The organism is Moorena sp. SIOASIH (assembly GCF_010671925.1).
Classification (GTDB): Bacteria; Cyanobacteriota; Cyanobacteriia; order Cyanobacteriales; family Coleofasciculaceae; genus Moorena.
On sequence record NZ_JAAHIH010000004.1, the window covers coordinates 689592 to 712650 of the forward strand.

21 protein-coding genes are annotated in these 23059 nt (G+C 44.1%); 14 read left to right on the forward strand and 7 right to left on the reverse strand.

Annotated elements, in window-relative coordinates:
- Positions 1-112: 112 nt before the first annotated feature.
- Genes F6J90_RS24280 through F6J90_RS24290 form a run of 3 tightly spaced genes read left to right on the forward strand, consistent with a single transcriptional unit; the run spans position 113 to position 1760 of the window.
- Complete coding sequence (locus F6J90_RS24280) at positions 113-331, forward strand: hypothetical protein (RefSeq protein WP_293099312.1); 219 nt, start codon at positions 113-115, stop codon at positions 329-331.
- Positions 328-1329 carry a protein translocase subunit SecF gene (gene secF / locus F6J90_RS24285; protein WP_293099315.1) on the forward strand — a complete coding sequence of 334 codons (1002 nt, stop codon included), beginning with the start codon at positions 328-330 and terminating at the stop codon, positions 1327-1329. The genes F6J90_RS24280 and secF overlap by 4 nt, the downstream gene beginning before the upstream one ends.
- A 26-nt stretch (positions 1330-1355) precedes the next feature.
- Positions 1356-1760 (forward strand): hypothetical protein, encoded by a 405-nt coding sequence (locus F6J90_RS24290; RefSeq protein WP_293099318.1) that lies wholly within the window; start codon positions 1356-1358, stop codon positions 1758-1760.
- A gap of 1 nt (position 1761) precedes the next feature.
- On the opposite strand, the gene F6J90_RS24295 is transcribed toward F6J90_RS24290, so the two are convergent.
- Positions 1762-4986 carry a hypothetical protein gene (locus F6J90_RS24295; RefSeq protein ID WP_293099321.1) on the reverse strand — a complete coding sequence of 1075 codons (3225 nt, stop codon included), beginning with the start codon at positions 4984-4986 and terminating at the stop codon, positions 1762-1764.
- Positions 4987-5725: 739 nt separating this feature from the next.
- Between F6J90_RS24295 and radC the strand changes: the two genes are divergently transcribed.
- Positions 5726-6457, forward strand: coding sequence for a DNA repair protein RadC (gene radC, locus F6J90_RS24300; RefSeq protein WP_293099324.1), 732 nt, complete (start codon positions 5726-5728; stop codon positions 6455-6457).
- 88 nt (positions 6458-6545) lie between these two features.
- Here radC and F6J90_RS24305 read toward each other — a convergent pair whose 3' ends face one another.
- Positions 6546-6746, reverse strand: coding sequence for a hypothetical protein (locus tag F6J90_RS24305; protein ID WP_293099327.1), 201 nt, complete (start codon positions 6744-6746; stop codon positions 6546-6548).
- 92 nt (positions 6747-6838) lie between these two features.
- Between F6J90_RS24305 and msrB the strand changes: the two genes are divergently transcribed.
- Positions 6839-7237, forward strand: coding sequence for a peptide-methionine (R)-S-oxide reductase MsrB (gene msrB / locus F6J90_RS24310; protein ID WP_293099330.1), 399 nt, complete (start codon positions 6839-6841; stop codon positions 7235-7237).
- Positions 7238-7271: 34 nt separating this feature from the next.
- Here msrB and F6J90_RS24315 read toward each other — a convergent pair whose 3' ends face one another.
- Both F6J90_RS24315 and F6J90_RS24320 read right to left on the reverse strand, forming a co-directional pair.
- Positions 7272-8156: a UTP--glucose-1-phosphate uridylyltransferase gene (locus F6J90_RS24315; protein WP_293099333.1), complete on the reverse strand. Its 885-nt coding sequence runs from the start codon at positions 8154-8156 to the stop codon at positions 7272-7274.
- Positions 8143-9195 (reverse strand): GHMP kinase, encoded by a 1053-nt coding sequence (locus tag F6J90_RS24320; RefSeq protein ID WP_293099336.1) that lies wholly within the window; start codon positions 9193-9195, stop codon positions 8143-8145. Before F6J90_RS24320 ends, F6J90_RS24315 begins: the two co-directional genes overlap by 14 nt.
- A gap of 507 nt (positions 9196-9702) precedes the next feature.
- On the opposite strand from F6J90_RS24320, the gene F6J90_RS24325 reads away from it, so the two are divergent.
- Positions 9703-10203 (forward strand): peptidoglycan-binding protein, encoded by a 501-nt coding sequence (locus F6J90_RS24325; protein WP_293099339.1) that lies wholly within the window; start codon positions 9703-9705, stop codon positions 10201-10203.
- A 237-nt stretch (positions 10204-10440) separates the two neighbouring features.
- Here F6J90_RS24325 and F6J90_RS24330 read toward each other — a convergent pair whose 3' ends face one another.
- The gene (locus tag F6J90_RS24330; protein WP_293099341.1) at positions 10441-10572 is read right to left on the reverse strand and encodes a hypothetical protein; all 132 of its coding nucleotides are present in this window, start codon (positions 10570-10572) and stop codon (positions 10441-10443) included.
- A gap of 125 nt (positions 10573-10697) precedes the next feature.
- On the opposite strand from F6J90_RS24330, the gene F6J90_RS24335 reads away from it, so the two are divergent.
- On the forward strand, positions 10698-11162 hold the full coding sequence (locus F6J90_RS24335; protein WP_293099344.1) for a DUF4079 domain-containing protein: 465 nt from the start codon (positions 10698-10700) through the stop codon (positions 11160-11162).
- Between the two features lie 257 nt (positions 11163-11419).
- On the opposite strand, the gene F6J90_RS24340 is transcribed toward F6J90_RS24335, so the two are convergent.
- The gene (locus F6J90_RS24340) at positions 11420-12127 is read right to left on the reverse strand and encodes a DUF1997 domain-containing protein (RefSeq protein ID WP_293099346.1); all 708 of its coding nucleotides are present in this window, start codon (positions 12125-12127) and stop codon (positions 11420-11422) included.
- Positions 12128-13063: 936 nt separating this feature from the next.
- Here F6J90_RS24340 and F6J90_RS24345 point away from each other — a divergent pair.
- From F6J90_RS24345 to F6J90_RS24355, 3 genes are all read left to right on the forward strand, one after another.
- The gene (locus F6J90_RS24345) at positions 13064-13723 is read left to right on the forward strand and encodes an NAD(P)H-binding protein (RefSeq protein WP_293099349.1); all 660 of its coding nucleotides are present in this window, start codon (positions 13064-13066) and stop codon (positions 13721-13723) included.
- Positions 13724-13770: 47 nt separating this feature from the next.
- Positions 13771-14496, forward strand: coding sequence for a glycoside hydrolase family protein (locus tag F6J90_RS24350; RefSeq protein WP_293099352.1), 726 nt, complete (start codon positions 13771-13773; stop codon positions 14494-14496).
- Positions 14497-15515: 1019 nt separating this feature from the next.
- Positions 15516-17009, forward strand: coding sequence for an Ig-like domain-containing protein (locus F6J90_RS24355; protein WP_293099355.1), 1494 nt, complete (start codon positions 15516-15518; stop codon positions 17007-17009).
- Positions 17010-17142: 133 nt separating this feature from the next.
- On the opposite strand, the gene F6J90_RS24360 is transcribed toward F6J90_RS24355, so the two are convergent.
- Positions 17143-18381, reverse strand: coding sequence for an HhoA/HhoB/HtrA family serine endopeptidase (locus tag F6J90_RS24360; RefSeq protein ID WP_293099357.1), 1239 nt, complete (start codon positions 18379-18381; stop codon positions 17143-17145).
- 819 nt (positions 18382-19200) lie between these two features.
- On the opposite strand from F6J90_RS24360, the gene gloB reads away from it, so the two are divergent.
- The 4 genes from gloB to dnaB all read left to right on the forward strand — a co-directional run bounded on the left by gloB (position 19201) and on the right by dnaB (position 22937).
- Complete coding sequence (gloB, locus tag F6J90_RS24365) at positions 19201-19974, forward strand: hydroxyacylglutathione hydrolase (protein ID WP_293099360.1); 774 nt, start codon at positions 19201-19203, stop codon at positions 19972-19974.
- A gap of 120 nt (positions 19975-20094) precedes the next feature.
- Complete coding sequence (locus F6J90_RS24370) at positions 20095-20640, forward strand: EF-hand domain-containing protein (protein WP_293099363.1); 546 nt, start codon at positions 20095-20097, stop codon at positions 20638-20640.
- 234 nt (positions 20641-20874) lie between these two features.
- Positions 20875-21333 carry a 50S ribosomal protein L9 gene (gene rplI / locus F6J90_RS24375; RefSeq protein WP_293099366.1) on the forward strand — a complete coding sequence of 153 codons (459 nt, stop codon included), beginning with the start codon at positions 20875-20877 and terminating at the stop codon, positions 21331-21333.
- 257 nt (positions 21334-21590) lie between these two features.
- Positions 21591-22937, forward strand: coding sequence for a replicative DNA helicase (gene dnaB, locus F6J90_RS24380; protein WP_293099369.1), 1347 nt, complete (start codon positions 21591-21593; stop codon positions 22935-22937).
- The last annotated feature ends 122 nt before the right edge of the window (positions 22938-23059 follow it).

A 23059-nucleotide genomic window follows, 5' to 3' on the forward strand; every position in this document is an offset into this window, starting at 1 on the left:
CTTCATAATTCATCCTTGATCAGGATTTAGCAATAGAAAAGTCAAGATAGTATTTGCCAATTAATTGGAAACAAGGATTACAGTTTTTTAATTTTATTTATGGAAAGGGCGAGTGAGGAAAACCCCCTCAGGTTGGCGCAACCGTCGCTACTTGATTAACTCTTGCCTCTTGCCTCTTGCCTCTTGCCTTTCCTTAAGCGATGCAGCGCGGTCTTGGGAAGGCAGTGCGGTCTTGGGGGTTCCCCCCATGAGCAACTGCCGTGGTTTCCCCCACTCGCTATTGCATCAAGACAGAGAGTATGTTCACAACTCAAATATAAATGCTATATGAAACTTAATGTAATTAAAACGCGATCGCTTTGGTGGAGCATCTCAACCGCCGTGATTACGGTCGGTATCATTGCCATGGTGATTTCTTTTATCCAACTAGGAGCCCCTTTACGTTTAGGTCTCGATTTCGTTGGTGGTACCCGCCTACAGCTAGAGAGAGACTGTACTCAACCCGGAAACTGCGACCAACCCATCGATTTGGCTATGGTGCGGGAGGTGATGACAGCACAAGGTCTTGGCAATAGCAGTATCCAAATACTAGGGGAGGAAAAACAAGCCCTGACAATTCGGACTAAAACATTAGATGTTGAACAACGCACCCAGTTGCAAACTGCCCTAACGGAGCGTCTTGGTGTTTTCGATCCCAAATCTACTCAGATTGATACCGTTGGTCCCACCTTGGGCAGGCAACTGTTTGTTTCTGGCTTAATCGCTTTGTTTATGGCCTTTGTGGGCATCTTTGTCTACCTTACCTTCCGATTCGAGTTTGACTATGGCCTATTCGCTTTCGTTGCCCTGTTCCACGATGTCTTAATCTCCATTGGTCTTTTCTCTATCCTAGGTTTGGTGCTGGGGGTAGAAGTCGATACCTTGTTTGTGGTTGCCCTATTGACAATTATAGGTTTTTCGGTTAATGATACTGTGGTGATTTACGATCGGGTGCGAGAAGTAATTAAACTCAAGCCAGGTCAACATATCAATCAAATTGTAGAGGATGCTGTTAATCAAACCTTAACCCGCTCCATCAATACCACCTTAACTACCTTGCTACCCCTGTTAGCAATCTTGCTGTTCGGGGGAGAAACCCTAAAATTCTTTGCCTTAGCACTGATTATTGGTTTTACAGCAGGGTCTTACTCCAGTATTTTTATTGCCAGTACCCTCTTAGCTTGGTGGAGAGAGCGCACTGGTAAAGCTCAGTCTGTAGTAGAGGTTCCGGTTAATCCCGAAAAGGAGGGGAATGCAGTGATTGAAGCAGAATTTTCTGATGAAGTTTAGTTCTAATTTTCAATAGTCTTCTGATCATGGAGCAGCCAGGTAGCCAAAGAAGAAAAATTACCCTTGACCCCATCTTTGAGGCCAGGGTAAAACGATTACATCAAATAACTGTTTATGGTAGGTGGGTTTTCGTAGGCATTCTCTGGATAACTGTTGCTCCATTAAGCCTGTGGGGTTGGCACTATGAAATTTCCCTGATGCGATCGCATTTTACCTGGGCAGCACTCCGGTATAGTATTATCTACAACCATGTGCCTGCCCTAGGTCTGGCTATCTGTATTGGCACAACTTTAGCCGTCTTAGTTTGGCAAAGTCGCAATATTTTATTTGGATTACCACCCTTAGAACAGAAACGTCTGGAGCAACAAGTACAACGGATTTGTCAGCAAGGACCAACACACCCACTCTGGAAGTGGGTGTGCGGCTCTTGAATTATACGATTACATCCTGATCAACAATAAAATCTGCGTCTGTGAGCTGACTTACGGATACCCCGAACACCTGTGCTAAGACTTCGCCATTGGCAGTAATAGTAGTCGCACCACCGCTACCAGCAATCGCCAGATCAGTAAAGGTTAGACCTCCACCTAACTTGAACAGATCGATTCCATCTTCAAAACCAAACACAGTATCTGTTCCCTCACCAGGGCTCAAGACATAGGTGTCAATACCGCCTTCGCCAGATAAGATATCATTGCCTAATCCGCCTTCTAAGGTATCATCACTGTTACCACCAAATAGGGAGTCATTACCATCACCACCAATCAAGGTGTCTGAGTTTTCTCCCCCAGACAAGTTATCATTACCAGCTCCACCATCGAGGAAGTCTCCATTAGTCCCACCATCAAGGACGTCATCACCGTCACCACCAAGCAGGGTGTCTGAGTTATCTCCTCCAACCAGGCTATCATTACCAGCTCCACCGTCGAGGGAGTCATTGCCTGAGATACCTTCTAGGGTATCGTTGCCATTACCCCCAAGCAAGGTATCATCCTGGAAAGTACCAATCACCTTCGAGCTATTATCTTGGATGGCAATCAGAGTAGCTTCCTCACTTACGTTGTTGAAAGCTAAACCATCATCAACCACAAACTTGAAAATGCGACTAGGCGCATCAAACACTGTGTCTGGATCGCTATCCACACCAGATGTGTTTTCATACTGGAGGGTGTTGAGGACTTGCTGGTAATTTTGGATGGTATCTTCCCCACTTAAGGTAAGCATACCACTGTTGGCATCGAAGTTAACCGCGATCAGAGTATTAGTGTTGTCAACACTCAGCAGTTCCTGTGTGGGATTCAGAAGATTAGCAATTGTTACTTTTGCGCCAACCAGAATGGTGTTCTTACCATCACTCAGAGTCAATTTGTTATCTGGGAACAGTGCCAGCTGATTACCGGTAAATGTGATAGTAGCATCAATGCCTTCGGTATCTGGATCTGGGGCAGCAGCTGGAATAGCTGGGGCAGCTGCAATAATTGGCTCGGGTGCTGGATCAGTATCAGTCGTGGTATCTGAATCAGTCGTGGTATCTGAATCAGTCGTGGTATCTGAATCAGTCGTGGTATCTGAATCAGTCGTGGTATCTGAATCAGTCGTGGTATCTGAATCAGTCGTGGTATCTGAATCAGTCGTGGTATCTGAATCAGTCGTGGTATCTGAATCAGTCGTGGTATCTGAATCAGTCGTGGTATCTGAATCAGTTGTGGTATCTGAATCAGTCGTGGTATCTGAATCAGTGTCTGTATCTGAATCAGTCGTGGTATCTGAATCAGTGTCTGTATCTGAATCAGTCGTGGTATCTGAATCAGTGTCTGTATCTGAATCAGTCGTGGTATCTGAATCAGTGTCTGTATCTGAATCAGTCGTGGTATCTGAATCAGTGTCTGTATCTGAATCAGTGTCTGTATCTGAATCAGTCGTGGTATCTGAATCAGTCGTGGTATCTGAATCAGTCGTGGTATCTGAATCAGTCGTGGTATCTGAATCAGTCGTGGTATCTGAATCAGTGTCTGTATCTGAATCAGTCGTGGTATCTGAATCAGTGTCTGTATCTGAATCAGTCGTGGTATCTGAATCAGTCTTGGTATCTGAATCAGTCTTGGTATCTGTGACCGATACACCATTGAGGTCTATCACGGGAGCATGATTACCGAATAGGACATAGCTAGTCCCTGAAGTGTTGCCATTGGATGTACTCAGCTCAAGACCAGGTGCGCCGATAATTAGGTCATCAATGTGATCACTATTAACGTCTTTTGCTTTACTGACTGAGAAGCCTAGGGAGTCAGTACCTTCGATAACTAAGCCATTGTTCCCGTTTAGGGTAGAAAGGTCTACACTGCCAGTAGCTCCCAACTGTTTACTGCCGAACAGCACATAAACTTTGCCTGCACCTTCAGCTCCAATCGCAACATCAGCAAACCCATCATAGTTGAGATCCCCAGCATGACTAACTGACCAGCCCAGGAGACCATTCGCTTCAATCCCTGTGATCGCAAAGCCGTTGGTACCGTTGAGGCTTGCAAGGTTTAAGTTCCCTGTACCAGCAACATCTGTGCCGCCGAACACTACGTAAGCCTCGCCAACATCAGTCTGGGTATCAGAGTCAACAGAGGGAGCCCCAATGATTAAATCACTAATACCATCACCGTTGACATCGCCAGCATGATTAACAGACCAGCCTGCCCTGTCACCGAGATCAAGGGTGGAACCTTCATCAATACCATTAATGACGAAGCCAGTTTTGGGGTCGGAGGAGGGTATCGATGAGAGGTCTAGGGTTCCAGTGGCACCGACACCTGAACCACCGAACACTACATAAGTCTTGCCAGCAGAACTGTTGTCAGTCAGAGGAGAATCACTACCAGGAGCACCGATAGCGAAATCCTTGATGCCATCACCATTGATATCCCCAGCACTACTGACTGAGAAACCTGCCAAGTTTCCTTCAACACTACTGGTGAGGAGGAAACCATTAGTGCCGTCCAGAGTGGAGAGGTCTAGGCTACCCCCAGAACCTTGTGTGCCTCCAAATACCACATAAGCCTTGCCAGGATTAAGACCGGGAGAAGAAATAGGCAACAAGGCATGAGGAGCACCAATCAATAGGTCATCTTTCCCATCGTTGTTAACATCCCCTAAATTGCTGATGGAATGACCAGAAAATTCTGCAGGTACGACACCATTGATAGCAAAGCCAGATGAGAGATCTACGCTACCAGTAGAGCCTACAGTGGAACCACCAAATATCACATAGCTCACGCCATTGTTGTTGGCACCACCACCAGGAGCACTTACCAGTAGATCCTTCGTACCATCACCATTGATATCTCCACCACTGCTAACCGAAAAGCCTAAGAATCCAGTTGAATTAAGACCTGCAATAACGAAACCGTTAGTACCGTCTAGGTCAGCCAGTTTGATGCTACCGCTAGCACCTACACCTGGACCACCGAACACCACATAGCTTGTACCTGAAAAAAAGCCATTGGGATCAGCCCCTGGGGCTCCGATGATCAGATCATGATTGCCATCACCGTTGATATCTCCAGCGCTGCTGACTGAGAAACCGGAGCGGTCACCTAAGGTAACACCATTAATAGAGAACCCATTACTGCCGTTAAGGTTTGAAATATTGAATACTTGATTTGACATAGTTAAGTTGGTAGATGTCTATATGCTTTCGATTTGACATCATCTCAGCTAATCCTAGTGATTGGGACTAGGATTGTGATAAATTCATCAAAATTTTACTTAATTATGAGGCAGCTTAGCGTAAATCTTTATATGTTGATTGTAAAGAATTAAGTACTGTAACATAGCTACTACGGGCTTTGAGGTATTAAGTCAGTCAATATGATTAGAATTTCTCGGATTTTCGTTGTTGGTAGGTAATTGGTGTTGACGAAAAGTCCGCTAATCAAGGGATAACCTTCCTAGACAATCCACCACTCAAGCTTTTTGGTTTTGTTCAAATATAGGACTTACGCAAATCTCTCAATTTAACGCTACCTGTAGGGTGGGCAAGGTTTTGCCCACCCTACTAGACTTCCTAGACAATCCACCACTCAAGCTTTTTGGTTTTGTTCAAATATTTATGCACTAAAGAAAATCCGTTATGTAAAGATTTGGCAAAATCGTCAATTTGGCACGACAGTATTATGAAATTGTGCTATTCATCTGTGTTTGTTGACACCTAATTTCTCCATCTCCCCATCTCCCCATCTCCCCATCTCCCCATTTCCCCATCTCCCCATTTCCCCATCTCCCCATCGCCCCATCGCCCCATCTAGATTATCGGGATAATCAGCATATTCCCAATCGAATCTAGCTTTCTTAGCTGAAAACGGGATAACTAAAAATAAATCCCTTCAGTCTTGATCACTGTACATCTATGACATATTGTCTGAGAATTGCTGATATTCCCATCAGTGAACGTCCTCGTGAGCGATTAGTTGCTCTAGGAGCTAAAAATCTGGCGACAGCGGAACTGCTAGCAATTCTTTTAGGTACAGGTCAAGGCAAAGGAAAGCTTTCTGCGATGGGTTTGGGACAGTTGATTTTACAGGAACTTGCTAAAGATCAACGAGACCCAATGGCTGTGTTGCGGAATATTAAAGCTCAAGAATTGACCCAAATTCATGGTGTTGGACTAGCGAAAGCCACAACGATTTTAGCAGCAGTGGAGCTGGGAAAACGGGCATTTCTGTCTCGACCAACAGAAGGTGTAATTATTGATAGTCCAGCCTCAGCAGCAGCATCTTTGAGTCATGACTTAATGTGGCAAAATCATGAAAGATTTGCTGTCTTGCTACTCGATGTTAAGAATCATTTGTTGGGTACTCAGATTATTACTGTTGGTACAGCAACAGAAACCATTGCTAATCCCCGGGATATTTTCCGAGAAGTGCTGCGCCAAGGAGCAACACAGGTAATTGTGGCTCACAATCATCCCACTGGGAGTGTTGACCCAAGTTTTCAAGATATTACTCTAACGGAACGGTTATTACAGGTAGGTCAACTCTTATGTATTCCGGTCTTGGATCACTTGATTGTTGGGAATGGTGATTACCAGAGCATACGGCAAGTCACCAAACTGTGGGATGAGTATCCCCAGGAAGATTGACGTTTAGCTGTGGCAGACACGGAAGGGTTACCTAATGACTCATATCATACCCGAATAATTACCCTTAATATAGCACTACGTATTAAGGTTAGGACATTGATACAAGCTGAAAAGCTGTTATAGTAAACTTTTGCCTTTTGCCTTTTGCCTTTTGCCTTTTGCCTTTTGCCTTGCGCGTAGCCCTATAAAACCCTGCCCATCTCCCCACACGCCCCAAACTCCCCAAACTTCCCACACGCCCTAAACTTCCCATCTCCTGTGTGCCAGAAAATGTTAAGTTAAGTATCAAAACGTGTCTTTTCTTTACAAAAGACCAGATCACCCTATTGGTGATCTCTCAACTCCCACGTATCATCAAAAAACTATTACAAGGATTCAGCCATGGTTAGTAAAGTACAAAAGACTGAAGCAGAGTGGAAAGAGCAGCTAACACCGGAACAGTTTAAAGTCACCAGACAGAAGGGAACGGAAAGAGCCTTCACTGGAGAATACTGGAACAATAAGGACAAGGGTATCTACAAATGTATCTGTTGCGGAACAGAGCTATTTAACTCTGATACCAAATATGATTCTGGGACAGGTTGGCCTAGTTTTTACGCACCTATCAAAGAAGAGAATGTAAAGGAGGAACCGGATAACAGCCTATTTATGCGCAGAACAGAAGTGTTGTGTGCTGTCTGTGACGCTCACCTAGGTCACGTATTTAACGATGGACCACCACCAACTGGCTTACGCTACTGTATGAATTCTGCTTCTCTTAGTTTCGAGAAACAGGATTAGAAAAACAGGATTAATTAGATCAAGTACCCTAAGTTTAATTGGGAAAATCAATTATGGTCTGTCGATAAAACTGGGGCATTCCGGTATCAAAATACTTGCCTTTAACTAGATAACCGGTTATGCCCTCTTCTTGTCGCAATTTATCAAGACAGGATGTGAGCTGAAATTCACCTTTTTCACGGATATTGTGGTTGATGTGCTCTTCAAGATACTCAAAAATTTTCGGCTTGAGTACATACATACCAAATACCGCTAAAAACTGATCCTCCGCCATTCCTTCCATATGGAGATAGGCTCGCGCATACTCAAGAGTAGGCTTTTCATAAAGCTCTGTCACACGCAACCGTGATTCTGACTCTTCCCAAATCCCAGTCACACAACCAGCTTTATGAATAATCTCTCCTGGCATTACTGTCAAGGCAACAACGCTCTGATCAACCTGGTTATAAACTTTTAGAACTTGACTAGCACAGGAATTTTCATGGTCAGAAGTGTAAACATGATCCCCCAGCAACAATAGAAAAGGCTGATCATTTACCCATTCTTTGGCACAAAATACAGCCTGACCATAGCCTTCTTGCTCCTCTTGAATCAGAAAGGTAATTCTTTGGCCTAAATCCTGTAAATATTGGCTGTATGCTTGGTTTTCTGGAGAGAGTTTATCGAATAGTTCGGGTTTGGGGGGGGACTTAAAAAATTCTTCAAAATGTTTGCGATCGCTTTTTTGAACCACAATCCCCACTTCTTCTATCCCAGCACTGACCGCTTCTTCTACAATCGCCATGATCACTGGTTTCGCCCTACCATCCCGGTCAATAATCGGAAATAACTCTTTTTTTACCACTTTGGTGGCTGGAAACAAACGGGTCCCAAAACCCGCTGCAGGAATTACAGCTTTGCGAACTTTATTGGTCTGCATAAATCGTTAACGTCAAAGATTCCATGTGGGGAAAATCACGCTCAATAATTTTAATTAACTTTTGTTGACTTTCCTTGTCTTTAACAATGAATTGTGCACTGCCATCCCCTTGAGAGCCAACTCCCTTTCCCCCTAGGATATAAGGTTGAATTGGTTCATACTTCAGGATTTGGTGCAGCACTCCAGCAGTTAATTGCTCAGGGCAAGCAGGGATAAGATAGCGGTCGAATTCAGCTTGTGCCTGGTTCATCAAGGCACCAATCCGTTCAGCATCACCCGTTTGCAGAGCCTCAACTGCCTCCTGAGTAATTTTAGAACTGATTGGACCAAGATAGTGCTGAACATTCTGTTGTATTTCGTTAGTGGCGAACGGATAGCACTGATTAAGTTTACTCAGGATTTCCTGAGTATTTTTGCTGGCCCCGAGGTCTACGATTACAAAAAATAGATTCCGAGGTACCTTGAGTTCAGTAATATCGGTGTGATCACCATCAAACATCATCATGATCGGTCGATTGCCATAAGCACACGCGAAGTCCATCCGACCACATTGGGAAGGGGTGGTGGTTTCCCCTAGATAGGCTAACTCCATTTCCTCTTGGAGGGTCATGTTTAAGTCATACAGGAGATTGAAGCTGCGGGCAACTAGGACACAAATTGCTGCACTTGAGGATAGCCCTTTCTTGATCGGTAAGTCAGTGCGGTAATTATCGATTTCAATTCCACCAACAGAGTAGCGAGAGAGACACTGGTAGGCAACCCCAGCAGCATAACTAAAAAAACCGCCTTTTTTAGCAACAGCGAGCAGAGCACTCTTTTCCATTGGTAAACTAATAGAAACGGTCGGTTTCCCCTGACTCAGGGAAGTACGCATAATCAGCTCGGTCGGATCAGATAAGACCAGAGCATAAAGTCCCTGATTGGTTCCGGTGATTAGGGTGTAGCCCCTTGCCAGCTGGGGATTTAGGCAGCGATACCCCCCTGCCCAATCACTATGTTCCCCAAATAGACAAAGGCGACCTGGGACAAACAGTTTCATCACTGAGTTAAATTTATAGCAGTCTTGATTGGAATATAATACAGCCGGTGATTGCAGTGGGAGCTCCCGAGAGGCTACAGTGTATTTTACTGAGCTGCAAAGCACTATATAAAGCACTATAGTATGACATTGCGATCAGAGGGATTGCATTCAAAGACGGCAAGACACCACCAGACGGGGAAACTGTCGATAGAGGGTGCTACCGATGAATGCTACTTGGTATTAACTAGAACTTTTGAAACCTCTATGTGGGTAGATAGAAATAAACGTAAAGTGGTAACTACGTTGAACGTTTTATGTTAACTGTTGTATGCAAGAGTTGGCTGTGGATGCCTAAGGTCAACACTCACTAGTAAACACTTAACAATATACATAGTTACCCCGTGATTCAAATCACGCTTTACTGGCAGAAGGTTAACAACTTATTAAAACTTAAATCACCCCTGCTCAACCTCAGATATTTGATTATGAAGAATGCCAGGAAAAATTTCATCAGGGAAATCTAGCATGACAGCTTTGATTAATTTGGAAACCTCCCAGACCAGTGCTTGTGTCACTGCTTGGCTCAGAAAGCACACCCTTTATCTAGGGTTCATTGGTCTTTATGTGGTAGAATTACAAAGTATCTTGGCTCACCGGGGATATTACTTTGGTCCATTAGATGGTATCTTTGACACAGAGATTGAATATGCTGTGCAAGGCTACCAGCAAAAGGTATTTCTCAGAGCAACTGGTATTGTAGACCAAAACACATGGCAAGCTCTTCTGAGTGGTACTCCGGTCAATATGCCGATTCTACGTCCTGGTAGTTTTGGTGAGGCTGTCAAAACAGTCCAAGAAGTACTTTGGATTAGTGACTACTATACCGCTGAGATTGATGGCATCTTCGCTTCCCTGACACTCGAAGCAGTGCAACGCTTCCAACTGGACAGGGGTTTGCTAGGCAATGGTGTAGTTAGTGAACACACCTGGAACGCCTTGAGCGAGATGCCTCGCTATGTCTATTAGGCTATGTCTATTAGGCTATGTCTATTAGTGCGTTAGTCCTGTTATAAAGTATTGATACCAAGTTGCGATCAATCAAAGATATTATCCTTTGAACTGGTGAGGGAGTGAGCAGGTGAGCAGGGACTAGATTATGAAAGCAACTTGGTATGATTAGGGGTGTTCAGGGGGGCGCTTGAGGTAGATGGGGAGCAAGAAATACGGATATGAACGCCAAACTGTAAGCTAACTGGGGTAAGCTTACAGTTCTGTTCCTGTATCTTTCCCCGGAATTGATTTAGGCATCAGTGGCAAGACGCGATCGCTTCCCAAACCCATGCAATGGCAACCACCATGCAATGGCAGCATTTCTACATGCTTAACAATCCCCAAATTCAGCGACAAGGAGCAGAGCTATAGTACCATATTGTTTAACTGAGTTATTAGCACATTAGACTTGATAACGGCAATTATGTTATGTTAATTTTCATGAAGCTCCTGAAAATTGACATAACATTATGAACCTGCCAGAGTCTGTTAAATTTTGGTCTCAATTCTTCCACCCCTTACTGATGTGGGTGCTGCTAGCGGCAGCCTTCTATGCTCTTTATCTGGGTTTGAAAATCCAAAAGACTAGAACGGCGGAAGGTGACGAAAAGAAAGCGCTAGTTAAGGGTCAATATAATGTTAAGCACCATCTTGTTGGTTCAGCGTTGCTAGCAATGATGGTACTCGGTACAATCGGAGGTATGGCAGTAACCTACATTAACAATGGCAAGTTGTTTTTTGGACCCCATTTGCTGGCTGGTTTAGGCATGACCGGAATTATTGCTACCTCTGCCTCTCTAACACCATTAATGCAGAAAGGTCAAACTTGGGCTCGCTATAGTCACATCGTCCTCAATGTTGCACTCTTGGGACTATTCAGCTGGCAAGCCATCACCGGCATGCAAATTGTGCAGAAGATTCTTAGCAAGCTATAGATGATTTGATTTACCTACTAGGGGCGTGGTCTTGGTAAGCATTCAGCTATCAGCCGTCAGCCGTCAGCTTATTTTATTCAAAAGCACCATTAGTAGCCTAAGCTATGGGCATAAACTGTTCGGTGTAGCGTGCCCACAGACCTTTAGCTGTTCACGTAGCACCTCAAGTAGCCCAAAATCGCTGATAGCTGATACGCGACACGCTGATACGCGACACGCTGATAGCCAACCCCCTAGAGTAAATCTTACTGTAGATTTTAGCGCTGTGATTGGTTCGGTATAGGTAGACCATTACTGCTATGAAAGTCTTGTTGTACCTTGTGGGTTAAACGCCGGGAAACTTGACGCACAACTTGCTGCAAAATTCCGTTGCCTGTGCGTTGAATCAAGGACTGAGGCAGTTTCTGAATTGCCTTGGGAAACCACATGTAAACAATCAGGTCAAGATGCCACTCCACGCGGGTTATCGCTGATGGTATGGACTCCGATGCCAGCTGATGCTCTTGAAAATACTCCCTTGCTGGTACTTCGACTAAGGTCTGAGATGCCTGGAAATCAAGCTCATAGCCTGGACTGACGTAATTGGGTATGGGGATTGTGCGAATCTGATAGGAATTTTCGTCTTGAGGTAGCCATTCCAAACCGATTTTTGGCTCTACCTTATAGCCAAATGCGCCAAACCTACCAATGGTCAAGATATAGCCATTGTCTGTGAGCAGTTCTACTTTCATCGGATGAGCGCAGCGACAAAACCAATCCTGGTGAGTATTTAGATAGGCACTCACTTGCTCAGCTGAAGCATACATCTCCATACAATCTTGAAAATGACAGTGAAACCGAGTCGGCTCACTACCTGAGTAAGACGCTGATGGAACAATAGGGTCAGTTTCTGCCGAACTGGCAGGAGTATTCAAATCGACCTGTTTTGCCTCAATTGACTGATGGTTAATAAAATGCGATCGCATACCTCATCCTCTTCATTTGATTGCCTTGTGACTATTTGAGAACCTAGTTGAGAAATTTCCATGGGTAGCTCTTGCTTATCCCACTCCTCTGGCTGAGTTAATCAGGAGTCGGACATAAACAAGTTGAGCTATCTAAACAAGTGTAAAGTTATGCGTGCCTGATCTAGCTGGGTTTCTGGCGATTTAGATCAGTTATTAGATCAGTTATTAGATCAGTTATTAGATCAGTTATTAGATCACTGACTATAGCGGGTTCTAATTAGATCCACCCACAAAGTCCTCTAAGAACACGGAAACACGCGCCCCTCGTGGTAGCCCCGTGATTTTAATCCGGGTCAGAAGTTACCGCAAGAATAGGGCAGCCTTTATGGTCGGCAGGTTATGCGGAAAAGGGTTAAGGCTATTGTTATAAGGCTGCCCTAATAAACAGGTTTCGTCTCCGGGAGGAAACGGGACGCGGCAGTTTTAACTGCCGTAAAAGTGTTGTATGATAATAGTGTGAGTAACGGCAAACGCCTACGTGATGAAGCGTCTCTAGTACCGGAGAAATACCGACCCTCTTTGATTGCATTGCGTTAATCCTCTTGTGAACGGGTAAATAATTGCAGAGCGCAGAGCGTATCGAACTGGCAACAGTGGTAGTACCCGGAAAGCATGATAATAAAAAAGTAGCGGGAACTGTCAGCTTAATCCTGACAGAACTCAGTAGGGGCGCTTTGACTACGCCTGTAAGAGTTTGAGTATAGATTCTTAACGAATCCCCGTCACAAAGCGAGCCCGGAGAAGTCAAATGACCTAGAAACTTATACAATCGAGAGGTTGGGCTTTACGGAAAAATCCAATATGGGGATTCTCGATTGAATGGCCTAGTTTAATTTTCACTCAGAATAACTGGTAAACTGGCTAAGCTACTAGGTGAATTGTACGGAAATTGCCATGAAAGCATGTGTAGCTGGAGCAACGGGAGAAACAGGAAAGCGGATTGTACAGGAACTGGTTATGCGTGATATTCCTGTACGGGCTTTAGTGCGAAATTTAGACTACGCTCAAGAAATATTACCACCAGCAGCCGAATTAGTGGTAGGGGATGTGCTCAAACCCGAGACTATCGGTACTGCGATCGGAGATAGTACTGTAGTGCTGTGCGCCACTGGCGCTCGGCCTAGCTTTGACCCAACCGCACCCTACCTGGTGGATTACGAAGGCACTAAAAATTTAGTAGATGCTGCTAAGCAAAAAGGGGTAGAACACTTTGTATTGGTTTCTTCTCTCTGTGTATCCCAGTTTTTCCATCCCCTCAACCTATTCTGGCTGATTCTGGTCTGGAAGAAGCAAGCAGAGGAATATCTCCAAAAAAGCAGCTTGACCTACACGATTGTGCGACCAGGTGGTCTCAGAAACGAAGACAACTCAGACCCGATTGTGATGTCTGGGGCAGATACTCTATTTGAAGGTAGCATACCTCGCACCAAAGTAGCAGAAGTTTGTGTTGAGGCGCTGTCGGAACCGGAAGCTCGGAATAAAATAGTAGAAGTGGTTAGCTCAGCAGAAGCTCCCGATCAAAGCTGGGAACAGCTATTTGCTGACGTAGGTTGATCGAATTTTGTCAAAACTATTAATACTATTAAGGATTAGTAAACTGAGTGTCTTCATCACCCCGGCAGAAGTACGGAAAGTTAAGAGGATTTCCAAATACTTCCTATAAATTTACACTCAAAGGCTTATTTTACAATATTTCAGCCTTAGCGATAGTGAGCTTATTATTGGGGATTTATCTCAGACATGTGTTTAATAGATGGGCTTACTACCCGGTTTCCCGTACGCTATCTGATTATCCTACCAGTATTCACGGCACGCCTCCGTTAGTGATGAGGGGGGGAGATCCTTACATTCGCGCCCTAATGCGTACTATCACCGCTAGCGAAGCCAATGACCCCCAACCCTACACGATTATCTATGGGGGTCAACACGTTTCTGATTTAAGGCGTCATCCTGAAATATGTGTTCCCATAGTCGCTGGTCCTAATGTTGGAAACTGTAGCACAGCAGCGGGACGGTATCAGTTCCTTGATATCACCTGGAAAGCAAAGGCAAAACGATATCACCCCAGACCCTCAGGCTTTTTGTTTTGGAAGCAGTATAGCTTTGAGGCACACTTCCAGGATGCTGTGGTTCACGATTGGCTCAAGGATAGTAGAGCCTGGGGGATGAACATTCCCAAAGAATTGCGGCAAGGAAATTTAGATAAAGTGTTGCGGCGGTTATCCGGTACTTGGACAAGTCTAGGTTATGGCATAGAAACAAATAGCATGAGTAAGCACTTGCCAAAGGTTTATGAACGGATGCTTGAGGAAGAACTAAAGCAATAATTATGCAGGCTGGAAGGCAGGCAGGCAATTAACAATTTTATAGCATTTTATAGCATTTATTAATTTGGTGAGGTACTTTCGTCCTGGATTTTAGGGAGTAGGAGGTAGCGATGCATCGCTATTCCCTATTCGTAAGCATTCAGCTATCAGCCGTCAGCCGTGAGCTATTCGCGTAGCGTGGCCAACGGCCAAGGATCACGCTGCTTGAGGTGCTTTCCGTAACTCAGATTAAACAAATGGTTACCTGTTGTCTTGATCCCAAGCGCGAGTGGGGGAAATCCCCTGTTCCCTTGCTGCATCGCTTATTCGCGCATCACCTCAAGTAGCACCATCTGTAGCCCAAAATCGCTGATACGCGACACGCTGATAGCTGATAGCTGACGGCTGAATGCTTACCCCTATTCTCTGTTGCCTGTTGCCTGTTGCCTGTTTCCAAAAATCCCCAAATTATGTACTTCACCCCATTTAAAACCGCTATATCTCGATTATTTATACATAGCTAAATTATTGAATTTAAATTATTTACATTCCTATTTATAGCGTTGATCGCAGTTATGAGGTACAGTCTTATTTGACTTTGATTACCTGTCTTGATGCAGCGCATCCCTATTCCCTATTCCCTATTCCCTATTCCCTATTCCCTATTCCCTATTCCCTATTCCCTGTTCCCTATTCCCTGTTCCCTGTTCCCTGTTCCCTAAAATCACGAAATTGTGTACCTCATAGCTATGATAATTGCTATATAGAATATTTTTTGACGTAATAAATTATCAAAAAGTACCCTTAAGGGTACTGTTGAACCATAACTAAGCCTCCCATCATAGAAACAAGCTGATTGACTGACCAAATTATCCTGAGCAAAGGATAAAGTCATGAAAGATTGAATGGGTAACCTTGTGATGGTTAATCCCTAGTCAAGACTGACAAGCACACTAGGTAAAATTATCCTGACTTTTCTCAGTCAAATCAGTATAACTAGTCAAAAGCAACAGAGTATTATTTTTCAGTAAAGAAAAATTATGGTAAAAATTCAAGCTGAAAGCTTTCCCAATCTAACGAATTTTGTAATTGCTAATAATAACGATGCTGAGGGTAATTCAGTCATCAGCCTATTTGACGCTGGAAGTGATACTAGTTTCCCCCCTGGTACTGCTACCAGAACCTTTGACCTAGCTACTGGTAACTACGAAGTAAGGCTGGGCTACTTTGATGAGACTGATGGGGATAGCACCATAGATATCACTATTGGCGATAACGTATTGCCAACCTTAACTCTCAATGACCCCCCTGATGGTGCTGGTATTGCGGCTAATGCTGCTGCTTTCGTCAATCAACAGATTAGCAATAGCATATTCATCGAAAATGGAGACCTGATCACAATTAACGGTACTTCTGATGGCGACGAATTTACCCGAATTGACTTCATTGAATTCAATGCACTCGATGACAATCTGATTGCAGTAGATGACACGGCTACCACTGAAGAAAATACAGCGGTAAACATTAATGTTTTAGCAAATGACACTGATACCGACGGAAACAGCACTCTGACCATTGTCAATGATCCCAGCAGTGGTACTGCAGTAGTGAATGACAATGGCACCCCTGAAAACTCCAGTGATGATTTTGTTACTTACACTCCTAACGATGGCTTCAATGGATCTGACAGTTTTACCTATCAGTTAAGCAATGGTGCTATTACTGAGACTGCTACTGTTAACATTGACGTTACTCCTGTTGAGAATGTCTCTTCTGCGGATATTTTTTGGCGTAATTCCGAGACTGGAGACAATCTTGCCTGGATCATGGATGGCACCAACTTGGATCAGTCAAATCCGATTCAATCGGAACCAGCTGACAGTCCCTGGGAGATGCGTGGTGCTGGAGACTTCGACGGCGATGAGCAAAAGGATATTCTCTGGCGTAATACCGATACCGGAGATGTTGGCTTCTGGTTAATGGAAGGCTTTGAGTTCAAAAGCGGAGCATCTAGCACCCAGGTATCAGACCTCAACTGGGAAATCCGTGGCACGGGAGATTTCGACAGTGATGGAGAAGAAGATATTCTCTGGCGTAATACCAATACCGGAGAAAATGCGGTTTGGTTGATGAATGGCACGGAGCTGGATCAGGGAGTCTTGATTACCAGGCAGAGTGATGGTCAGAATTTGGTACTACCAGAAGACGGTATATGGCAAATGGAAGGTGCGGGAGATTTAGATAACGATGGTGACGCGGATATTCTGTGGCGCAATACTCAAAACCAAGATATCTACTACTGGCGGATGGATGGTACTGAGTATGTAGAGTCAGTGTTCATTGACTCAGCACCAATCAGCGGTGAGTGGGAAATTCGTGGTACTATGGACTTTGACGATAATGGTTTTGACGATGTCCTCTTGCGTAATGGCACTAGCGGACAAAATGGGATCTGGCTAATGAATGAAACGGGGCTACAGCAGGCAGTTACCACCGAGTCCTTAACAGGGGACGAGTGGCAAAGCTATGTTTAATATGCCAGTCTGGTTAATTATTCATTAGTGATTGAATAAGCAATTAGCATTCAGCAGACAGCTGAATGCTAATGTGATTCAAAGCCCGATAATTAAAGGGATTAACTGAACTTGATATTAATCGTTTCAACTACTACTTAACAGTAGGAAAAGCACCAGGTCGCACGGTCAATTTAGTATCTCGTTGATTGCGGCGCAACTCTAGGATTAAATCACTGCCTACTCTGGTTTTAGCCACAGACTTCTGGACTTCTGTTGCATCTTTGACCGGCTGATCATTGATTTTGCGGATCACATCACCCGCACGCAATCCTGCTTTGGCAGCTGGGGAATTAGGTATTACTTTGGCAATCAATACCCCTTTTTCTTCATCAACCATCAAGCCAGCATTGGGATTACTGTTGATCTGTTGTTTAACCTCTGGGGTTAAGGTTACCATCTGGATGCCCAAGTAAGGATGTTCTACTTTACCATCAACAATCAGTTGCTCAGCAATTTGTTCCACCGTATTAATGGGAACGGCAAATCCTAATCCTTGAGCACCTCGAATAATAGCTGTGTTCATGCCAATCACTTCACCAGAGGCATTGAGCAGGGGTCCACCGGAGTTACCGGGGTTAATAGCAGCGTCGGTTTGGATAAATTCCACTCGCTTATCGGGAACACCAACTTGAGAGCTAGAACGACCCGTAGCACTAATGATGCCAGTGGTTACAGTACTATCTAAACCGAGGGGATTACCAATTGCGATCGCCCATTCTCCTGGGGTGAGTTGATCGGAATCACCCAGAGCAACGGTAGGTAGGTTTTCCGCCTCAATCTGGATCACGGCTACATCTGTCAATGGATCGCTTCCCACTACCGTCCCTTTCAATTGGCGACCATCTTTGAGGATTACATTAACACTATCCGCACTATCGACTACATGGGCATTGGTGAGAATATAACCATCGGTATCTATAATGAAACCTGAACCGGTACCCTGTTCAACTCGCTGTTGGGGTACATCGGGAAATGGGAACCTAAAAAATTCCCGGAACATCGGGTTTCTAAAAGTATCTGGGACTCTACTGGTGACGGTTCTAGAAGCGTTAATCCGCACCACTGCTGGTCCAACTTGTTCTACCACATTGGTGATAAAGTTGGGATTTTGAGTGACTACAGGTTTACTACCTGGAAGCCTAGCTGTCTTGTTCTGAGGGACAATTGCTTGAGGGGATGTGGATTCGGGAACAGAGTTACGTAATGCTACATAACCGCCGGAAAAGCCTAACCCTGCTCCCAGTAACAACAGTGATACATAAGTTCCTGCTTTTTTTAAGGGATTACGAGTGGTGTGATTCGATTTGGGGGTTTGATGGTCTACTAGCATAAGATTCTGTTGACAAAAAGGTAGATAGACTGGGACGCAGTGGGCTTGATGTTGGTTTTGAATCAGTTTCAGCAATGACTGGGCTTTGATAATTGCTGGATTTACGCACTAAGTTTATTAAAACCGGGTTTATCGTGATCAATCAAAGGCTGAAATCGGTGTAATTACCTTCAATAACCGGGTTTCTGCGTAAGTCCTATAATTTAATCTAGACATCTTCTGTTAATTTTCTGTGAGAGCAGCGTTTAACTGAGATTAAAATTCTTGAGGGTTGGGACTTGAGAACAATCGGTAATAGAATTAGCTAGGGAAGCCGCCCTTTGCTTCGGTGGCTATAGCTGACGGGGCAACGAGGGAGAAATAGTCCCTATCCAATATGATCATTAGTCTAGCGCACTGCCCTAGTAATGGAGGTTGACAATACTACCAATATGTGATGGGTTAACCGAACATCCATACACTTCTAAGATGAAATAGTGTCAGGAATCCTACCTATAGTGAGTTGGTAATGGATAATGGGTAATTGGTGATTCGCTAACTATTACTGATTACCGATTACTGATTACTTAGGAAGTGTGTTCAAGGGTAACGTCGTGTCAGTTAAATTCGGATTATGTAAGATAAAATTGTTGGTTTTTATAACCAAAAATCTACTATTTAATAGTACCCTTAATAAGGTCAAAAAAAGTTTTAAACTTGTTGACAAAAATCCCTAATAATAAAAAATGGGGAGGTAGGTAATGTATAATAGACATAGCATCTGTTGTTGAGCAAAAAATAAAAACTATAAATTGTAAGTTAAACAGATGGTGTTAAACTATGCAGGTTCATCGACTTCCAGCCCTTTCTGACAACTATATCTTCTTATTACACGACCCCAAGGGGAATATTGCTGCTGTTGTTGATCCAGCCGAGGCTAAACCAGTGCTACAGCGTCTGAGAGAACTGGATGCTGAATTAGTGGCTATTTTCAACACTCACCATCACATGGATCATGTGGGGGGAAATCGACAGTTGATGCAGCAGTTTCCAGATGTGTGTGTATATGGGGGAGCTGAAGACCGGGGTAGGATTCCTGGTCAACAGGTGTTTTTAGAAGAATGCGATCGCGTCGAGTTTGGTGATCGGATTGGTGAAGTCTTGTTCGTTCCCGGACACACCAGAGGACATATTGCCTACTACTTTCCCCCAGTAGTCTCTGGTGAAACCGGTGAACTATTCTGTGGCGACACCCTATTTGCAGGCGGTTGTGGCAGACTATTTGAAGGAACACCAAGCCAAATGGTAGAATCTCTGAGCAAGCTACGGGATTTGCCAGATCATACACGGGTATGGTGTGCTCATGAGTACACCCTGAAAAATCTCCAATTTGCCCTGAGTGTCGATGGTCAAAATCCGGACTTACAAGGGAGATTTGCCCAAGTCCAAGAGGCGCGTCATCGTAAAGAGGCAACGGTACCCTCCCAGTTAGGGGTTGAAAAGCACACCAATCCATTTTTACGTTGGGAAGACCCTGCCCTACAATCGGCTGTTCAAGCAAAAGAACCCGTTAAGACATTTGCACGGTTACGGGAAATGAAAGACCGATTCTAAGATTATTGATAAAGCCTTGATCAAGGGACATATTTCCTTGAGAATATGTCCCTTGATTAGTTGGACTATAATCAAAGTTGAGTTAAGAAATTTAGTTAATCCAAGCAATAGAAAAAACCCATGCTTAGCGAATTGCAGCAGAGAAAATTGACCAGGTTGTTTAACCTGTACGATCAGCAAACAAACGGTGTCTTAACCCAAGCCGATTTTGAACGGATTACTGATAACCTTGCTGCGATCAGGGGTTGGACACCGGGCTCGCCATATTATGACAATCTTCTGGCTATTTACATGAGGATTTGGAATGGCGTGCAAAAATTTACCGACGAGAATCAAGACCAGCAAGTGACCTTGGATGAATGGTTGACTTATCACGAAAATGTACTGAGTGACACCGACGGTAACGAAGCAGTAGTCAATGCTAAAGCAGCAGGGATTATTTTCCTATTAGATTCTGATAAAGACGATAAAGTTACTCTGGAAGAATACCGACAGTTTTTTCAGGCTTACGGTATTGACGACAGTCAAATTGAAGAAATTTTTGGACGCTTCGATCAGAACAATGATGGTTACATTGACAAACAAGAGATATTAGATCTAGTTACCGAATTCTATTACAGTCAGGATCCAGAGGCTCCGGGAAACTGGATTTTTGGTTCTTACTGATGAGTTGGCTTTGCCTGTTGGGGGATATGTCATCCGCCAAGTGGTTTAATAAGTGTTTTAATTGACACCCAGCTCTAAGCAATCAGTATTCAGCAATCAGCAATCAGCAATCAGCAATCAGCAATCAGCAATTAGCAATCAGTACTCAGTTGCGATCGCTTACAAATTGTCGTAAGATTGAATGTTTGTCGAAGCATTATCCTTCACTCTAAACTATACCCGAAATTAAACACTATGGTAAAACGTGTACAAGTCGTTTTAAGCAAAGACGTTCAGAAACTTGGAAAAGACGGTGATCTGGTAGAGGTAGCTCCGGGCTATGCTCGCAATTATCTAATTCCCCAAGGAATTGCAGTGAGGGCTACCTCTGGTGTTCTCAAGCAAGTTGAGCGGCGCAGAGAGCAAGAACGGCAGCGTATCCTCGAAATCAAGCGACAAGCTGAGTCGATGAAGACTGCTCTACAAACCATTAACCGCTTTACTATCTCGAAGCAGTTGGGTGAAGATAATGCTATCTTCGGTACTGTTACCAGCCAAGACTTGGCAGATGCCATCCAAGAGTCTACTGGAAAAGAAATAGACCGTCGAGGTATTACCCTACCTGAAATTAGTCAACTGGGTTTCTATAATGCAGAAATTAAGCTTCATCCAGAAGTTACAGCCACTGTAGAAATTCATGTTGTTCCCAAATAATTTAATTATATCGTTTGTTGAGTTTGTTGACAGTTGACTGTATCATCCTGTCAACTGTCAATTAAACAACAGGTGCGACCCGTGATGGCGAGCAATCCCTTGACCGTAGGTCACGCTACGGGAACGCCATCACGGAAAGCGCACCTTAGGTGCTTAATTTGTTCAGATTGTATTAGTTAGCCTTTAGCTGTTCGCGTAGCGTGCGCGTAGCGCATTAGCTGACCTTTACCCTGAACTCAATAGACGACTAGTTTACTATGACTCAAAAACCAGATTTTTCAGCGTTTGGTAACTCTATACCACCCCAAAATATTGATGCCGAGGAGTCTATTATCGGAGGCATTTTATTAGACCCGGAAGCCATGGGTCGAATTGCTGATTTCCTGAATTCAAAAGCTTTCTACGTCCGGATTCACCAAACCATTTACGAAGCTGCTTTATTACTTTATAGCCAGGGTAAACCGACGGATTTGATGAGTGTTACTACCTGGCTTTATGACAATGACTTATTAGAGAAAGTTGGGGGTCAAGCTAAGTTAGCTCAGCTAGTTGAACAAACGGTTTCAGCGGTCAATATTGACAGGTTCGCTAAGTTAGTGATGGACAAGTACCTGCGCCGTCAGCTAATCGAAGCCGGTAACGAGATTTTTAAGTTGGGTTATGAGACATCTTTGGAATTGGAAACGGTCCTTGACCAAGCGGAACAGAAAATTTTCAGTCTCACCCAATTGCGTCCTCAGCAAGGTCTCATCCCGATTTCTGAAACCCTAGTCCAGACGTTCCAAGATATAGAAAATCGGAATCAGGGTATTGATTTGCCTGGTATTCCATCAGACTTCTATGATTTGGATGCCCAAATTGGGGGGTTAAGTCCGTCTGACTTAATTATCATTGCTGGTAGACCATCAATGGGAAAAACTAGCTTAGCGTTAGGAATTGCTCGTAACGTAGCTGAAAAAATGCCAGTGGCGATTTTTAGCTTGGAAATGTCAAGAGAACAACTAGTTCAGCGGTTGTTAGCTAGTGAAGCGAAAATTGACAGTAACTTTTTGAGAGCTGGGCGCATTGCTCAAAATCAGTGGGCACCTTTGAGCGAGGCAATCGGTGTGTTATCAGAGTTGCCTATTTATATTGATGATACCGCTAACCAGACTGTGATGCAAATGCGATCGCATGCTCGTCGTCTTCAAGCAGCCCAAGGGAGCCAGTTGGGATTAATTTTAATCGATTACTTACAGTTAATGGAAGGCAGTGGTAGTGAAAATCGAGTTCAGGAGTTGTCTCGGATTACTCGCTCTCTCAAAGGATTAGCTCGGGAACTGAAAGTCCCAGTGGTTGCTCTGTCTCAGTTAAGTCGGGCTGTGGAATCTCGCACCAACAAACGACCCATGATGTCGGATTTGAGAGAATCGGGTTCTATCGAACAGGACTCGGATTTAATCATGATGCTCTATCGGGATTCTTATTATAATCCAGATTCACCAGATGGAGATACGGCAGAAGTCATAATTGTTAAAAATCGTAATGGTCCGACAGGAACGGTGAAACTTATCTTTAAACCTGGGTTAACCAAGTTCCTGAATATGGCAAATCAAAGAGTGTAACCTACCACAACTGAGGCTTATTTTTGCTCTTGTTATACTTAGATATTACATCAGTACAAAGTAAGCATTCAGCCGTCAGCCGTGAGCCTTTGGCTCACGCTACGCGAACAGCCGTCAGCCGC

Bases quoted from the DNA above. Each gene is read 5' to 3' on its own strand.
- secF (WP_293099315.1), top strand. From the start codon at position 328: ATGAAACTTAATGTAATTAAAACGCGATCGCTTTGGTGGAGCATCTCA.
- F6J90_RS24290 (WP_293099318.1), top strand. From the start codon at position 1,356: ATGGAGCAGCCAGGTAGCCAAAGAAGAAAAATTACCCTTGACCCCATC.
- F6J90_RS24295 (WP_293099321.1), bottom strand. From the start codon at position 4,986: ATGTCAAATCAAGTATTCAATATTTCAAACCTTAACGGCAGTAATGGG.
- radC (WP_293099324.1), top strand. From the start codon at position 5,726: ATGACATATTGTCTGAGAATTGCTGATATTCCCATCAGTGAACGTCCT.
- msrB (WP_293099330.1), top strand. From the start codon at position 6,839: ATGGTTAGTAAAGTACAAAAGACTGAAGCAGAGTGGAAAGAGCAGCTA.
- F6J90_RS24315 (WP_293099333.1), bottom strand. From the start codon at position 8,156: ATGCAGACCAATAAAGTTCGCAAAGCTGTAATTCCTGCAGCGGGTTTT.
- F6J90_RS24320 (WP_293099336.1), bottom strand. From the start codon at position 9,195: ATGAAACTGTTTGTCCCAGGTCGCCTTTGTCTATTTGGGGAACATAGT.
- F6J90_RS24325 (WP_293099339.1), top strand. From the start codon at position 9,703: ATGACAGCTTTGATTAATTTGGAAACCTCCCAGACCAGTGCTTGTGTC.
- F6J90_RS24335 (WP_293099344.1), top strand. From the start codon at position 10,698: ATGAACCTGCCAGAGTCTGTTAAATTTTGGTCTCAATTCTTCCACCCC.
- F6J90_RS24340 (WP_293099346.1), bottom strand. From the start codon at position 12,127: ATGCGATCGCATTTTATTAACCATCAGTCAATTGAGGCAAAACAGGTC.
- F6J90_RS24345 (WP_293099349.1), top strand. From the start codon at position 13,064: ATGAAAGCATGTGTAGCTGGAGCAACGGGAGAAACAGGAAAGCGGATT.
- F6J90_RS24355 (WP_293099355.1), top strand. From the start codon at position 15,516: ATGGTAAAAATTCAAGCTGAAAGCTTTCCCAATCTAACGAATTTTGTA.
- F6J90_RS24360 (WP_293099357.1), bottom strand. From the start codon at position 18,381: ATGCTAGTAGACCATCAAACCCCCAAATCGAATCACACCACTCGTAAT.
- gloB (WP_293099360.1), top strand. From the start codon at position 19,201: ATGCAGGTTCATCGACTTCCAGCCCTTTCTGACAACTATATCTTCTTA.
- F6J90_RS24370 (WP_293099363.1), top strand. From the start codon at position 20,095: ATGCTTAGCGAATTGCAGCAGAGAAAATTGACCAGGTTGTTTAACCTG.
- rplI (WP_293099366.1), top strand. From the start codon at position 20,875: ATGGTAAAACGTGTACAAGTCGTTTTAAGCAAAGACGTTCAGAAACTT.
- dnaB (WP_293099369.1), top strand. From the start codon at position 21,591: ATGACTCAAAAACCAGATTTTTCAGCGTTTGGTAACTCTATACCACCC.